Origin of the sequence: Enterococcus sp. C65, assembly GCF_040887165.1 — a bacterium.
GTDB lineage: Bacteria > Bacillota > Bacilli > Lactobacillales > Enterococcaceae > Enterococcus_B > Enterococcus_B hirae.
This window is the reverse complement of record NZ_JBFOFG010000006.1, coordinates 197,158-213,122: the sequence shown is the minus strand read 5'-3', so window position 1 is coordinate 213,122 and position 15,965 is coordinate 197,158. Positions and strand designations below refer to the sequence as shown.

At 37.9% G+C, this 15,965-nt stretch carries 14 protein-coding genes and 1 tRNA gene; 14 read left to right on the top strand and 1 reads right to left on the bottom strand.

Annotated elements, in window-relative coordinates; all coding sequences use genetic code 11:
• Positions 1 to 224: 224 nt before the first annotated feature.
• From AB3I12_RS08870 to AB3I12_RS08835, 8 genes are all read left to right on the top strand, one after another.
• Positions 225 to 1,217, top strand: coding sequence for an acyltransferase (locus AB3I12_RS08870; protein WP_063627412.1), 993 nt, complete (start codon positions 225 to 227; stop codon positions 1,215 to 1,217).
• A 576-nt stretch (positions 1,218 to 1,793) separates the two neighbouring features.
• A complete protein-coding gene (locus AB3I12_RS08865) occupies positions 1,794 to 2,519 on the top strand; it encodes a GntR family transcriptional regulator, LSA1692 subfamily (RefSeq protein WP_063627411.1) in 726 nt (241 codons plus the stop codon).
• 1 nt (position 2,520) lies between these two features.
• Positions 2,521 to 3,822, top strand: a complete 1,302-nt coding sequence (locus AB3I12_RS08860) for a Sapep family Mn(2+)-dependent dipeptidase (protein ID WP_368015651.1) — start codon at positions 2,521 to 2,523, stop codon at positions 3,820 to 3,822.
• 143 nt (positions 3,823 to 3,965) lie between these two features.
• Positions 3,966 to 4,913 carry a N(4)-(beta-N-acetylglucosaminyl)-L-asparaginase gene (locus tag AB3I12_RS08855; protein WP_034699124.1) on the top strand — a complete coding sequence of 316 codons (948 nt, stop codon included), beginning with the start codon at positions 3,966 to 3,968 and terminating at the stop codon, positions 4,911 to 4,913.
• A 61-nt stretch (positions 4,914 to 4,974) separates the two neighbouring features.
• Positions 4,975 to 5,304 carry a PTS sugar transporter subunit IIB gene (locus AB3I12_RS08850; protein WP_010718620.1) on the top strand — a complete coding sequence of 110 codons (330 nt, stop codon included), beginning with the start codon at positions 4,975 to 4,977 and terminating at the stop codon, positions 5,302 to 5,304.
• Positions 5,305 to 5,356: 52 nt separating this feature from the next.
• The gene (gene celB / locus AB3I12_RS08845) at positions 5,357 to 6,712 is read left to right on the top strand and encodes a PTS cellobiose transporter subunit IIC (protein ID WP_010738000.1); all 1,356 of its coding nucleotides are present in this window, start codon (positions 5,357 to 5,359) and stop codon (positions 6,710 to 6,712) included.
• Between the two features lie 14 nt (positions 6,713 to 6,726).
• Complete coding sequence (locus AB3I12_RS08840; protein WP_010718618.1) at positions 6,727 to 7,245, top strand: GrdB-related putative oxidoreductase; 519 nt, start codon at positions 6,727 to 6,729, stop codon at positions 7,243 to 7,245.
• 374 nt (positions 7,246 to 7,619) lie between these two features.
• On the top strand, positions 7,620 to 8,231 hold the full coding sequence (locus tag AB3I12_RS08835; protein WP_063627410.1) for a hypothetical protein: 612 nt from the start codon (positions 7,620 to 7,622) through the stop codon (positions 8,229 to 8,231).
• A gap of 214 nt (positions 8,232 to 8,445) precedes the next feature.
• Here AB3I12_RS08835 and AB3I12_RS08830 read toward each other — a convergent pair.
• A tRNA-Arg gene (locus AB3I12_RS08830) sits at positions 8,446 to 8,517 on the bottom strand.
• Between the two features lie 59 nt (positions 8,518 to 8,576).
• Between AB3I12_RS08830 and rpoN the strand changes: the two genes are divergently transcribed.
• The 6 genes from rpoN (at position 8,577) to eno (ending at position 15,820) form a co-directional block, all read left to right on the top strand.
• On the top strand, positions 8,577 to 9,908 hold the full coding sequence (rpoN, locus tag AB3I12_RS08825; protein ID WP_063627409.1) for an RNA polymerase factor sigma-54: 1,332 nt from the start codon (positions 8,577 to 8,579) through the stop codon (positions 9,906 to 9,908).
• Positions 9,909 to 10,060: 152 nt separating this feature from the next.
• Positions 10,061 to 11,152: a sugar-binding transcriptional regulator gene (locus AB3I12_RS08820; RefSeq protein WP_172595671.1), complete on the top strand. Its 1,092-nt coding sequence runs from the start codon at positions 10,061 to 10,063 to the stop codon at positions 11,150 to 11,152.
• Positions 11,153 to 11,192: 40 nt separating this feature from the next.
• Positions 11,193 to 12,194 carry a type I glyceraldehyde-3-phosphate dehydrogenase gene (gene gap, locus AB3I12_RS08815; protein ID WP_010718614.1) on the top strand — a complete coding sequence of 334 codons (1,002 nt, stop codon included), beginning with the start codon at positions 11,193 to 11,195 and terminating at the stop codon, positions 12,192 to 12,194.
• Positions 12,195 to 12,304: 110 nt separating this feature from the next.
• A complete protein-coding gene (gene pgk, locus AB3I12_RS08810) occupies positions 12,305 to 13,495 on the top strand; it encodes a phosphoglycerate kinase (protein WP_010718613.1) in 1,191 nt (396 codons plus the stop codon).
• Positions 13,496 to 13,650: 155 nt separating this feature from the next.
• Positions 13,651 to 14,406 (top strand): triose-phosphate isomerase, encoded by a 756-nt coding sequence (gene tpiA, locus AB3I12_RS08805; RefSeq protein ID WP_010718612.1) that lies wholly within the window; start codon positions 13,651 to 13,653, stop codon positions 14,404 to 14,406.
• A gap of 115 nt (positions 14,407 to 14,521) precedes the next feature.
• Complete coding sequence (gene eno, locus AB3I12_RS08800; protein ID WP_010718611.1) at positions 14,522 to 15,820, top strand: phosphopyruvate hydratase; 1,299 nt, start codon at positions 14,522 to 14,524, stop codon at positions 15,818 to 15,820.
• Positions 15,821 to 15,965 lie beyond the last annotated feature (145 nt).

Sequence of the window (15,965 nt, the reverse complement as noted above, 5' to 3'; positions counted from 1 at the left end):
GTGAGACACATAATGTTTTTTCAGAAAACTAACACGAATCGAATTGGTGTCAATGACTTAATGATGTTTTACTTTTGAAAGTGAAGAAATTCAAAAATGCCCCGCACATTTTTTGCGAAATATTGTTCTTTCACTAGGAATTAACGTTTACACCAGTTTTTGTCCTTAATTTATCAGAGAGTGTTTATCGTAAAAATTAGTGGCATTTGAATGAGAGGAAAACGATGAGAGACAAACGCATTGATATTTTAAGAGGAGTGGCTATCTTATTCATTATTTTAGCCCATATTTCACCTCCTAATAATCTACTTCAGCTAAGAACTTTTGATGTTCCATTAATAACTATGTTACTAGGGATGAGCTTTAGCTTATCCACAAAAGAAGAAAAATACCGAGTCTATCTTTTTAAAAGATTTAAGCGTTTAATTATTCCTACTTGGAAAGTGTTACTAGGCTATTTTATTCTCTTTGGGGCCATCGCATTATTGAGACATAAGGATTTTCCATATCATTTTGAATATATCATTTCTTCGTTTGCGATGTCTTCTGATAAAGGTATCGGTTATATGTGGATATTAAGGATATTTTTTGAAATAGCCTTATTGAGTCCGATTTTCAAGTGGTTATATTCACTGAAAGAAAAACGGACAATGATCATCTTGCTATTCATTTTTTGTATGCTGCTATTGGAGTATGCGCAAAATCTGTCATTGGTTTCAACGGGACATTTTTTGATTTTGTTTGCTTTAGAATTAGTTGGCTATTCATTTATCGTATTTATTGGAATCTGTGTTTACAATAATCGTATGATAGATAATCTCAAATTATGTGGTTTGTTTGTTTTTCTATTTTTTGTTTCAATCCTTAAAACAAGAAGCTTTGACATACAAGCTTTCAAATATCCACCGCAATTACAGTATATAAGTTATGGCTTAAGCCTATCTATCCTTTTATTTCTAGTGACTACACTATTGAGTAAAAAGATAGTTCAATATAAACTCGACCCAATCATATGGTTATCAAAAAATTCTATTCAAATTTATTATATCCATATCTTTATCGTACGAGCAGTTGATCGATTACCTGTAGTAAAGAATTGGTGGGAGACAAGATACCTTGTAACAGTAGGCATAAGTAGTATTGCTGTCTATCTATTTGGTAAAATCAAAACTATGACAGTGAGAAAAAGTACGTTCAAACTTTCTAATAGTCAGTAACTTTCAATAAGTAGTATTTGTCCAAGAGGTTATTGATTGTTGCATGTATAGAATTATTGACGGTTTGTAAATGATGCAATGAGAATTGTTCCTTATATTGCAATAAAAGTCTGCTGTACCACTCAATGAAAAATAGTAAGTGTAAAACTAAATTATTCGAACGATAGTTGATGGATGTTTTGATCATCGATCCTGATGGAGTATCAGGAATATTTCACTATCGTTCGGATATTTTTGTTCTGTTGCCTGATGCTTTTCGATCTTGCTTAGCAAAATCATCTCTTTTATAAAGGAAAATCAAACAAGAGAAATTGCAAAATGAAAAAACGGTAAGTGGCATTTTTGAAGGGTCAATTTTGTGATTCCTTATAAAAAATAGATAGCCTTACTGGGGTTCTTGAAGCGTGTTTTTTTAGGTGCCAATCTTTATATTATTTGGAAAATAAAAATGAGGAATGAAAGTATATCCTTTTTGGTATATACTTAACTCATACTATTTCCTATGGTAAACCATCCTGTTCATTGCTCAAAATGAACGTGTTAACAGGAGCTTGGAAAATATATAGGAGGAATCTCGTGAAAAAACAACCAAAATTTCAAGAAATTGCGAATGAAATTGAGAAGCGAATCATGGAAGGAATTTACGTTTCTAGTCAAAAATTACCTTCAGAATATGATTTAGCAGACGAGTTTCAATGTAGTCGTTTAACTGTTCGTAAAGCAATCGAATTATTGATCAGCCAAAATAAGTTGATCAAAGAAAAAAGTAAAGGCACGTATGTCATGAAACAACCTAAGATCCAAAGTGGCTCTGGAGGATTGCAAAGCTTTACCGAAACTGCTCGAATCCAAGGGAAAAAGACAAAAACGCAAGTCTTAGAATGCGAAGTTACTGAACAACTACCAACGAATGTTAAACAAGCTTTTGGTGAATCGATTTCTGAGCCAATCGTTCATTTGAGACGATTACGTTATTTTGATGACGAACCAATGACGGTTGAAAATCTTTATATTTTAAAACGTTATCTGGGAGAAGTCTCTCAAGAAGAATTAAGTGGGTCACTCTATCAAGTGATCGAAAAAAACGTGGAGATCGCTTATTCTCACCAAGAAATCGAAGCAGTGAAAGCGACGGCTGACGTGGCAAAACTCTTGCAAGTAGCTGTGGATGAACCGATGTTGTTTGTCCATTCAATGACATATTCGCCAGCAGCCAAACCAATCTTATATGACTGCTCGTTTTATCGTGCAGATAAATATACATTTAAAAATACGTTGATTCGTCAAAAAAGGAGTGAATAAATTGAAAAAAAGCAAGTCGATGATTGATGATCATTGGGAAGAATTTCTTGAGTTTCTTCAAACAGTTATGAAAGTACCAAGTGTGAAAGGGGAGCCGGAAGATCATGCTCCGTTTGGGAAAGCACCTCGAGAAGTGTTGGACCTTGTACTTAAAAAAGGAAAAGAAGTAGGGTTTAAGACCAAAGTGATTGCTGATGCGATCGGGTACGTCCAATGGGGAGAAGATGATGAGGACTATATTGGGATCATTGGTCATTTAGATGTGGTTCCAGCAGGATCGGGATGGGATTTTCCACCCTTTGATTTAAGCGAAAAAGATGGACGCTTTTATGGACGAGGGATTTTAGATAATAAAGGGCCGATCATTAGTTGTTTTTATGCTCTGATCCTGTTGAAAAAAATGGGAGCGGTTCCTAAAAAAACGATCCGCATTATTTTTGGGACTGACGAAGAAAGTGGGATGTCTGATGTGGCTCATTATTTACAGGCTGAAGTTCCGCCATCATTTGGTTTTACGCCAGATTGTAAATATCCAGTTGTTTACGGAGAAAGAGGAGTAGTCAACCTAACGATTCATTTCCCATTAGTTAAAGAAGAAGTTATTCAAATCAGTGATTTTGCAGGGGATCAATATCGAGATCATGTGCCAGACCAGCTGAGTGTTTCGATTAATGAGAAAAAATTTGATGTGGAAGGAAAACGTTCTCCAAGTAATGCCCCAGAATTAGGAGAGAATGCGATTACGCTGCTTGCCGAAAAAATCAAAGCAGATTCAGCTGTTCCAGAACAAATACGAGCTTATTTTGATTGGATCTGGCAAGCTTTCCACAATAAACATTATGGAGAAGGAATCGATCTTGCTTTGTCTGATGAAGATTCAGGCAGGTTGATTCTTACACCTGTGAATTTGCAAAAAAACACTAACGGGTTAGATTTAGAAGTTGCTTTTCGTTACCCTGTTTCAGTCACAGAAGAGGAAGTCGTGAGTGGGTTGGCTAAACAGTTGCCCGAGAAAGCGACTTTTACAATCAATCGCAGTATTCCTGGGATCTGTCAGAAAAAAGATTCGCCTGAAATCAAAAAACTATCTCAAATTTATGGCGAGATTACTGGGAACGACCCTACACCAGTGACGACAACGGGTGCTACTTATGCCAGAAAGATTCCTAATGTATTAGCGTTTGGTCCCTCTTTTCCTGGACAGAAAGGGATTGCACATAACAAAAATGAGTATATGGAAGTAACAGATCTGCGCATGAATTTAGAGATATACCTGCGAAGCATTCAAGCATTGATCGAATAAACAGTTATATATTTAAAAAAAAAGATTATCAGAGACTTCTCTTATAAATCAATTAGATTTTAAGAAAAGTCTCTTTTTAGTATAGACATAATAGTATATACTAAATAAAATAGATGTAAGCGCTATATATAGGAGGAGTAAACATGTGGGGAATTATCGCAACGTGGCGTATGGCACATGATGGTGTGTTAGCTGCCAAAGAATTATTAGAACAGGAAGGAACATGCGGAGATGCCGTGGAAACGTCAATCAAATGTGTAGAAGACTATCCATTTTATAAATCAGTTGGCTATGGTGGCTTGCCAAACGAACGAGGCATTGTAGAAATGGATGCGGCTTTTATGGATGGGGATACGTTCAAAATTGGGGCAGTGGCTGGGATCGTAGATATTGCGAATCCAATATCAGTTGCCAGAAAATTAAGTAATGAAAAATTCAATAGTTTTCGCGTAGGACAAGGAGCCACTGAATATGCAATGCTAGCAGGATTCGAACGGAAAAACATGCTAACGCCAAGAGCTAAAAAAATTTGGCAAAAACGAGTGGCAGAAGTGGCGAAAACGAATCTAAGCCCCTATGACGGACATGATACGGTGGGCGTAGTTTCTTTGGATCAACACACTGGCATGGCTGCAGGAACGTCTAGTTCTGGATTATTTATGAAAAAGCAAGGTCGTGTGGGAGATTCCCCTTTATCTGGTTCTGGTTTTTACGTCGATAGTCAAATCGGTGGTGCGACAGCAACTGGTCTAGGAGAAGATCTAATGAAAGGCTGTCTAGCTTATGAAATTGTTCGCTTGATGGGAGAAGGAGTCACTCCACAAAAAGCCTGTGATCAAGCTGTGTATTCTTTTACTGATTTATTAAAAGAACGGTATGGCAAAGCAGGTGCTTTTTCATTAGTTGCTATGAATAAAGCAGGTGAATGGGGAGTTGCGACCAATGTCGAATTTACGTTTACTGTTGCAACTGAAAAGGAGCAACCAGCTATCTACTTAGCTAATCCAGGAGTTGATCAGACAACGATCATTGAACCAATCACCAAAGAATGGTTGGATGCTTATGAAAAACGCATCAAAGCCCCAGTTTGATCCCAGTATCGAAGTCATTTAGCTGATAATCAGCATATGTATATATAAGGAGGAGAAAAAATTGGCAACAAAAAAAATCTATTTATTCTGTGAAGCAGGTATGTCAACGAGTATTATGGTCAATAAAATGATGGAAGTAGTCACAAAACATCAGATGCCACTAGAAATCCATGCGTTCCCAGCGATACATGCAGAGGAAAAAGTTGAACAAGAGAAACCGGTAGCCATCTTATTAGGACCACAAGTTCGTCATTTAAGTGACAAAATGAAAAAAACGTTTGAGCCGTTAGGCATTCCTGTAGGCACAATTGCCACAGAAGCATATGGCATGATGGATGGCGAACGTGCGATGAAAGATGTCCTGAAAATGATCAAAGAAAGTAGAAAATGAGTTTTTGTAAACGGAAACAGTTGGAGTCAACAAAAAGATCGGGGGAAAAAAGATGCAAAAATTTTTGAATTGGTTAGAAAAAGTTTTGACACCAATGGCAAAAACGGTTGGAGAAAATAAATATTTGATTGCTATACGAGATGGCTTTTTACTTTCTACACCGTTATTGATCGTGGGGTCATTGTTTCTAGTATTGACCAACTTTCCAATACCAAATTGGAATGAATGGATGGCTGGATTTTTAGGGGAAAATTGGGCAGTCATGTTGAATAAGCCTGCTACCGCCAGTTTTGATATCATGACGATTTTAGCAGTTGGGGGCATCGGTTATAGTTTAGCAAAGCAATTTAAAGTGGATGCGATGCAAGCGGCAATTATTTCTTTAGTTTCATTCTTTATCGTAACGCCTTTTACCACATTATTTACGCCAGAAGGTTCGACTGAAGTATTTGAAGTCGGAAGTCTTCCTTTACGTTGGATGGGATCAAGTGGTTTATTTTTAGGGATGGTAGTTGCTTTAGTAGCGACTCGTATGTTCGTTGCCTTGATTCGTACAGGGTGGACAATCAAAATGCCAGATGGCGTGCCGCCTACTGTTGTTAAATCGTTTGAAGCGTTGATTCCAAGCTTCGTCATCTTAACGTTCTTTATGGTGGCGAATTGGGTAGCGAGTTTAACCACATATGGGAATTTACAAGAAATCCTGTTTAAATTCTTACAAACACCATTGTTAAGTTTAGGGAATACCTTAGGTGCTATGATCATTGCGTACTTATTTTTACATTTTTTCTGGTTTTTCGGAATCAACGGTTCAAGTGTCGTAGGTGCAGTTTTCAATCCAGTTCTTCGTGCTTTATCGATTGAAAATCTAAATGCGTTTAAAGACGGACATGAAATTCCTAATATCATTACAGGTCAATTTCAAGATATGTTTGCAACATTTGGTGGGGGCGGTTCTACCTTATCATTGATTTTGATTATGATTCTTGTATGTAAAAGTCAGCGAGTGAAAAAACTTTCACAATTATCGCTTGTACCAGGAATTTTCGGGATCAATGAACCGATCATCTTTGGTTTACCGATCGTATTAAATCCAATCATTTTGATCCCATTTGCTTTAGTACCGACAATCAATATCATTATTGCTTATTTTTGTATGGACCTAGGGTTAGTTGCTTACACCAATGGGATTCAACTTCCATGGACAACGCCACCGATCATTTCAGGCTTTTTAGTCAGTGGTTGGCAAGCTTCTGTCCTTCAGGGATTACTTATTTTATTAGGAATGGCAGTTTATTATCCATTCATCAAAGTGTTAGACAATCAATATCTGAAAGAAGAGCTTGAGGCAGAAGAATCAACAGCAGAAGAAATCAATTTTGATGACTTTGATTTTGATACCTTATAAAAAGGAGTAGGAGCATGAAAAAAATCATTTTGATCCTCAACCATGTGACCGCAGGTATGGGAAGTGACGAACAAGCACAATTACCTCCAGGTGGAAAAAAAACAGCTCTAGGACCGGGAGAAACATTAGCACCATTGTTTAAAGAAAAAAAGGCAGAGATTATTGCTACTTTATACTGCGGTGATCGTTACTATTCAAGTCATCCAGAAGAAGTCAAACAAAAATTTATCGGATTCGCCAAAAAGTTTGGAGCAGATGCGATATTATGTGGACCAGCTATGCATTACCCCAATTTCGGAGAGATGGCAGGCGGGTTAGTCGAAGCATTTAACAAAGAAGGCATTCCTGCTGCCGCTGCAATGTCTGTTGAAAATCCTGCTGTAGCAAAATATCAGCAAGTGATCCCCATCGTTAAAATGCCAAAAAAAGGTGGGATCGGACTAAATCAATCCTATAAAAATATGGCAACAATCGTGACACAGTTAGCGAAAGGGGAAGAACGAACTTCCTCAGAACAAGAAATGATCTTTTGAATCAAAAGTGAATAAACGGAGCATAATGTCTTTTCTTAAGTTGAAAAACTGTTTCGTTAGATGACAGAAAAGCCAATCATTATCTATTGTTTTGATTGGCTTTTTGCGTGAAGAAGCTTGCAAAGAATAGTTTGCCACAAGCAGGATCAGGGGAGATGAGGAACACGTAAGGCTTTGATCAATGTTTGGGTAGAAAGATTCGATCAATTAGCTAACTGAATTTCACCGTTTGCCAGCTTGCTCCTTCTCTTTATTGATTTGTTCTTTCTCTTTATTAAAAAGTAGAGTGAAAAAATAGACTTGAATCTCAATGGATCGTCCAATAAACTATTTATTGTAAGCGATTTATTCTTAATTGAAAAAAGTGGTGATGTATGAACAAAGTAAAGATACTCATGACCTTGTTTGTTAGCTCTATACTTCTATTGTTGGTTTCTCATCCCCAAGTAATAGCGGCAACTACAAGCAAGTCTAATGTAGGAACACATGCAACATTTTCCAAAGTAATGACTTATGATCAAATGATTGAGCAACTCACAAACGATCTTCAACTTTCATCAACAAAAGCAAGGGAAAGAATTGAATCTTCGGATAAGAGGGTTCACACAGTTACTCGAAATAAAGCAATCTTTCGAGTACTGTCGCATACTGTGACGGTGAATAAGACGTACAAGCCAACGATGCGGTTTTATTGTGAAACGAGTGAAAGTGGTCATTTTAGAGCGATTAAACGAATAATAGCAATAAATTTGGTTAGAGAAGACCAGGAAGTGGCAAAAGCCTTTTCCGGAACTGTCTATGTCAACTTAGAAGAAGCCAATCGTATCTATTATATCGTGAATGGTGACTTCTTTAATCAAGGTACGACTTCATGGCAAATCGGATCAACGAGTGGTGTAGACAGTGCGCTAGCTCTAAGGTTTACTACAAAAAATGCCGGAAACCATTACCAATACAGTTATAGTGAACACCGAATCACTTTTTGATTTGCAGGCGGGTAAGGAAGTGGCCAGCGATCGCTAACCATTGCTGAATAATAGTGAATGGTTAAAGAAAAGTGATGGGAGAGGTATGGGTGGCTCGTAAAACTTAGTTTACACAAAAAATAACGAAAAAAGCTGATCCATACACGCGGATCAGCTTTTTATCTTTTAAATTTAGAAAGCAAAACATTCCCAAATATGCTAAGATAGCAATAGACGCGTCCTGAGGGAATCGAACCCCCGTCTCAAGAACCGGAATCTTACGTGATATCCACTACACTAAGGACGCAAGTACAGACACAATTGTAACGAAACTAAAAAAAAATTACAAGGGGAATGGACAAAAAAATGAAATTTCAACAAAACTTTTCACAAAAACAACAGCAAACACAAAAATTAGCCATGACACAACATCTGCAACAGTCCATCCAGGTATTGCAATATAACAGTGAAGAGCTCTTGGCATTTGTTGAAAATCAAGCATTAGAAAATCCATTGATAGAAGTAGTGGAACCAGAATGGCAATCTGACTATCAGAAGATCAGATCAGCCAATGATAATGAAGAAACCAACTACTTAAATCAAATTCCCGATACCAGTGTTTCCTTATTTGAATCATTGATCGAACAGATCCATTTGAACTATCGGCAGACCTTCTTACGTCAGTTAGTTCTTTATTTAGTCGAGTACATTGATTTAAATGGATTTTTGACGATTGATTTAAAAGAGGCACAAGAACAAACAAATGCTACTTCGATTGAGATCCTTGATGCACTGACGCTGGTCCAACAACTTGAACCAGCTGGTGTGGGGGCACGAAGTTTACAAGAGTGTTTGATGTTACAAACGGAAAGAGATGACTTTGCACCAGAGTTAGCGTATATCGTTTTGGAAGAGTGTTTTGAGTTGCTGGTTGATCGCAAATGGAAAGAGATCGCCCAACGCTTTTCAATCGAACTTAGTGAAGTACAACGAATCTTTGATTACATCCAAACACTTAGCCCAAGCCCTGGACGAATTTTTGATCGAAGCAGTGAATTATATATCATTCCTGATGTCAAAGTGATGGTTGATAAGGACCAAAAAGTGTCTGTCCTTTCTAGACGAGGAAATCAACCAGACGTTCGTTTCCAAGAACATTATTTTAATCAGATGCTTAAAAGAGCAGACAAAGAAACGCAAGCGTACTTGAAAGAACGGAAACAAGAATTTGACTGGTTGAAAAAAACGATTCTACAACGAGGGGATACGATTTTACGTGTGGCTCAAATCATTGTTTCCCATCAACAAGCCTTTTTCACGAATAAAGAACGACCAATTAAACCGCTGACATTAAAAGAAGTGGCAAAAGAGTTGGAAGTACATGAATCCACTGTCAGCCGTGCCGTCAATGGAAAATACCTGGAAACTGAATTTGGGGTTTTCGAGCTTAAGAAATTCTTTACAACTAGACTACAGCAAAGTGGGACAGATACTGAGACCGATCTCTCAGCTGATACTGCACAAAAGAAAATCCAAGAACTTGTAGAACAAGAAGACAAAATCAAACCACTTTCTGATCAAAAGATCGTAGAATTATTAAAAAAAGATGAAATATTGATTTCAAGAAGGACGGTTGCAAAATATCGTGACCTGCTGGGAATCCCAAGTTCATCGAAAAGAAAACGTTATGATAGATAATGTGAATCTCGACTAGAAAAAAATGAAAAGTTTTTTCTAGTCTTTTTTTATTGAAAAAAACGGGTAAAACTGTTAGACTTACATTCGTGAGGTTGAGATTTTCCTTTTAAATACTTAGTAGTAGGAAAGTCGCTTTTCTTTTTTTATCGTACATGGGTCGTTTTGAGTCTACATTGGACAAATATCGTCCAACTAAGGAGATCGCTATGCTTGATGAATTGAAAATGATTGAATCTGTTGCACCGGATATTATCGAGGTTTTACAGGAAAGATATAAAATTTTACGTAATATTTATTGGATGCAGCCAATAGGTCGTCGTAGTTTATCAGAGAGTATGGGCATCACAGAACGCGTATTACGAACAGAAACAGATCTACTAAAACAGTTAGATTTGATCAACACCTCTAAAAGCGGTATGACTTTGACCAAAAAAGGAGAAGAAGTTTATCAAAGCCTTGAGAACTTCATGGATCAACTTTTAGGAATGCATCAGACAGAAAAAAAACTGGCTGAGTATTTTGGGAATCAACGTTGTATCGTGGTATCAGGAAACAGTGAAGAACAGCCTAAAGTGGCGGATGCTTTTGGTGAAGCATTAAATGAAGCTTTAGATTTGTTACTACCGGAGGGCAATAATATCATTGCTGTAATGGGCGGAACAACGATGGCTGTAGTAGCTGAACAACTGACAAATTTGGAAAACAATCAGCGACATAATCTATTTGTGCCAGCTCGTGGTGGTATCGGAGAGGCTGTGACTGTACAAGCAAATTCCGTAAGTGCTAGAATGGCTACAAAAGCAAGTGGAAATCATCGTGCATTGTATGTTCCAGAACAATTAAGTTTAGCAACGTACAATTCCTTGCTCAATGAACCCTCTATTCAAGAAGTGTTAAACTTGATTAGTCAGGCAAATTGTGTTATTCATAGTATTGGACGCGCACTCCATATGGCAGCACGTCGAAAAATGACTGAAAAGGAATTAGTCATGCTGAAACAGGCGAATGCGGTGGCGGAATCTTTCGGCTATTTTTTCAATGAAAATGGCGAAGTCGTATATAAAGTTCCTCGCATCGGAATCGAATTGAAAGATTTGGCAAATGTACCCATCATTCTTGCGATTGCTGGGGGAAAGTCAAAAGCAAAAGCGATTCGCGCCTATATGAAAAATGCACCAAAACAAACGTGGCTCATCACTGATGAAGCTGCAGCAAAAGAGATTTTAAAAGGGGTATCCCTTTAAAATAAATATTTTTTTGATTTTCATAAGGAGGAAATCTTAAATGACAGTTAAAGTAGGTATTAATGGTTTTGGACGTATCGGACGTCTAGCATTCCGTCGTATCCAAGATGTAGATGGAATCGAAGTAGTAGCAATCAACGACTTAACAGATGCTAAAATGTTAGCACACTTGTTAAAATATGACACAACTCAAGGACGTTTCAACGGAACAGTTGAAGTTCACGAAGGTTCATTCAACGTTAACGGAAAAGAAGTTAAAGTTTTAGCTAACCGTAACCCTGAAGAATTACCTTGGGGCGAACTAGGTGTTGACATCGTTCTAGAATGTACTGGTTTCTTCACTTCAAAAGCAGCTGCTGAAAAACATTTAACAGCTGGTGCTAAACGTGTTGTTATCTCAGCTCCTGGTGGAAATGACGTTCCAACAATCGTTTATAACACAAACCACGAAACATTAACTGGTAAAGAAACAGTTATCTCAGGTGCTTCATGTACTACTAACTGTTTAGCTCCTATGGCTAAAACATTAAACGACAAATTTGGTGTTGTTGAAGGATTAATGACAACTATCCACGCTTACACAGGTGACCAAATGACTCTAGACGGACCTCATCCTAAAGGTGACTTCCGCCGTGCACGCGCTGCTGCTGCAAACATCGTTCCTAACTCAACAGGTGCTGCTAAAGCTATCGGTTTAGTAATCCCTGAATTGAACGGTAAATTAGACGGAGCTGCTCAACGTGTTCCTGTACCAACAGGTTCATTAACTGAATTAGTTACAGTTCTTGAAAAAGAAGTAACTGTTGACGAAATCAACGCAGCAATGAAAGAAGCTTCAAACGAATCTTACGGATACAACACAGACGAAATCGTTTCTTCTGATATCGTTGGTATGACTTTCGGTTCATTATTTGACGCTACACAAACTAAAGTAATGACTGTTGGCGACAAACAATTAGTTAAAACTGTTGCTTGGTATGACAACGAAATGTCTTACACTGCACAATTAGTACGTACTTTAGAATACTTCGCTAACTTATAAGATAGACCAAACGTACAAGTGTAATTTATAAGCATGTACACTTAAAAGCGGGGAAGCAATCGCGCTTCTTCCGCTTTTTTTGATAGTAAGTTTATTTAGGAGGAAATAAAATGGCTAAGAAAACAGTGAAAGATATTGATTTAAAAGATAAAAAAGTTCTTGTCCGTGTTGACTTTAATGTTCCTTTGAAAGATGGCGTGATCACAGATGACACACGTATCAAAGCAGCATTACCAACAATCAACTACGTATTAGAACAAGGCGGAAAAGCAATTCTTTTCTCTCACTTAGGACGTGTAAAAACGGAAGAAGATAAAGAAGGTAAATCTTTAGCTCCAGTTGCAAAACGTTTAGGCGAACTATTAGGAAAAGAAGTAACTTTCGTTCCTGAAACTCGTGGTGCAGAATTAGAAGCAGCAATCAATGGCATGAAAGATGGCGACGTGGTTGTTTTTGAAAACACTCGTTTTGAAGACATTGATGGCAAAAAAGAAAGCAAAAATGATGCAGACCTAGGTAAATACTGGGCTTCATTAGGTGATGTATTTGTCAATGATGCATTCGGTACAGCTCACCGTGCGCATGCTTCAAACGTCGGAATTGCTTCAACTGGTATCCCAACAGTTGCTGGATTCTTGATGGAAAAAGAAATCAAATTTATCGGTGAAGCCGTTGAAGAACCAAAACGCCCTATGATCGCAATCTTAGGTGGCGCAAAAGTTTCTGATAAAATCGGTGTAATCGAAAACTTGATTCCTAAAGCAGACAAAATCTTGATCGGTGGCGGAATGACTTACACATTCTACGAAGCTAAAGGAATCAAAATCGGTAACTCTTTAGTAGAAGCTGATAAAGTTGAATTAGCAAAAGAATTGATCGAAAAAGCTGGCGACAAATTAGTCTTGCCAATCGATAACGTTTGTGCTCCAGAGTTCTCAAACGATGTTGAAACACAAGTAATCGAAGGCGATATCCCTGAAGGATTGATGGCTTTAGACATCGGCCCTGCATCAGTGAAATTATTTGCTGATACATTACAAGGTGCAAAAACAGTTGTTTGGAACGGACCAATGGGTGTGTTCGAAATGAGTAACTTTGCTAAAGGTACAATCGGTGTTTGTGAAGCAATCGCTAACCTTGAAGATGCAACAACAATCATCGGTGGTGGTGACTCAGCAGCTGCTGCAGAACAATTAGGTTTTGCTGACAAATTCACACATATCTCAACAGGTGGCGGCGCAAGCTTAGAATTACTAGAAGGTAAAGAACTACCTGGTTTAGCTGCAATCAACGATAAATAAGCATCGTTCGTTGTATCTGATTTAGATGAAGACAGCTGCTTTTTGCAACGGTGAATTGATTCAAACTCAAATAAACTTAACCAAAAAGCAGCTTTTTCTTTTTATACGTGGAGGAGAGTTCCACGACTCATAATTTTAAAGGAGTGCATACTGTCATGCGTAAACCAATTATCGCTGGTAACTGGAAAATGAACAAAACTGCATCTGAAGCAAAAGAATTTGCTGAAGCAGTAAAAAACAACATCCCTTCAAATGAAAAAGTTGATTCTGTTATCGGATCACCTGCTTTGTTCTTACAAGAACTAATGGCTTCAGCTGAAGGAACAGAATTAAAAATCTCAGCACAAAACTGCTACTGGGAAAACTCAGGTGCATTCACAGGTGAAACTTCACCAGCTGCTTTAGCAGACTTAGGTGTGGACTATGTGATCATCGGACATTCAGAACGTCGTGAATACTTCCATGAAACAGATGAAGACATCAACAAAAAAGCGAAAGCTATCTTTGCAAACGGCATGATCCCAATTCTTTGCTGTGGTGAATCTTTAGAAACTTACGAAGCTGGAAAAACAGCTGAATGGATCGAAGGACAAATCACTGCTGGTCTTGAAGGATTAACAGATGGCCAAGTAAGCAACATGGTTATTGCTTATGAACCAATCTGGGCAATCGGTACTGGTAAATCAGCTGATGCACAAATTGCTGACGAAATCTGTGGCGTTGTACGTCAAACAGTTGAAAAATTATACGGCAAAGAAGTATCTGATGCAGTACGTATCCAATACGGTGGTTCTGTAAAACCAGAAAACATTGCTGAATATATGGCGAAAGAAAATGTTGACGGAGCATTAGTTGGTGGCGCAAGCTTACAAGCTGATTCATTCTTAGCATTATTAGACGCTGTAAAATAATTAGTGAAAATTTGCGAAAAATGCAAGAAATGTTTGCACTAACGCCTAAAATTAACTAAAATCGTATATGAGGGAAATCCCTTAGGAAAAAACAAACTCAAAGGAGAGACAAAACATGTCAATTATTACTGATGTTTACGCTCGCGAGATCTTAGACTCACGCGGTAACCCAACAATCGAAGTAGAAGTATACACAGAAAGCGGAGCTTTTGGCCGTGGAATGGTTCCTTCAGGTGCTTCAACTGGTGAATACGAAGCCGTTGAATTACGTGATGGAGACAAAGCTCGTTATGGCGGTAAAGGTGTAACTAAAGCTGTTGACAACGTAAACAACATCATTGCTGAAGCAATCATTGGCTACGATGTACGTGACCAAATGGCAATCGATAAAGCTATGATCGCTTTAGACGGAACTCCTAACAAAGGTAAATTAGGTGCGAACGCAATTTTAGGTGTATCTATCGCTGTTGCTCGTGCAGCTGCTGACTACCTAGAAGTACCTTTATACCACTACCTAGGCGGATTCAATACAAAAGTTTTACCAACTCCAATGATGAACATCATCAACGGTGGATCACATGCGGATAACTCAATCGACTTCCAAGAATTCATGATCATGCCTGTTGGCGCTCCAACATTCAAAGAAGCTCTACGTATGGGTGCTGAAGTATTCCACGCATTAGCAGCAATCTTGAAATCTCGTGGATTAGCTACTTCTGTTGGTGACGAAGGTGGATTCGCTCCTAACCTTGGTTCAAACGAAGAAGGTTTTGAAGTAATCATCGAAGCAATCGAAAAAGCTGGCTATGTACCTGGTAAAGACGTTGTTCTTGCTATGGATGCTGCTTCTTCAGAATTCTACGACAAAGAAAAAGGTGTTTACGTATTAGCTGATTCAGGCGAAGGCGAAAAAACAACTGACGAAATGATCAAATTCTACGAAGAATTAGTTTCTAAATATCCAATCATCTCAATCGAAGACGGATTAGACGAAAACGACTGGGACGGATTCAAGAAATTAACTGACGTATTAGGCGACAAAGTTCAATTAGTTGGTGACGACTTGTTCGTAACAAACACTCAAAAATTATCTGAAGGTATTGAAAAAGGAATCGCTAACTCAATCCTAATCAAAGTTAACCAAATCGGTACTTTGACAGAAACTTTTGAAGCAATCGAAATGGCTAAAGAAGCTGGCTACACAGCAGTTGTTTCTCACCGTTCAGGTGAAACAGAAGATTCAACAATCTCTGATATTGCTGTTGCAACAAACGCTGGTCAAATCAAAACTGGTTCTCTATCACGTACTGACCGTATTGCTAAATACAACCAATTACTACGTATCGAAGACCAATTAGGCGAAGTTGCTGAATACAAAGGTTTGAAATCTTTCTACAACTTAAAAAACAAATAATTTTAGGACGATCAAATAAGTACGACGATAGCAGAGCGTCGATTATATAGCTGTGCTGGTCTACTTCATTCTAAAGTTATTAAAAAGTACCTTTCTCTTATCTTGAAGATAGGAGAAAGGTCTTTTTTTGCAGAAAAAATTTAGA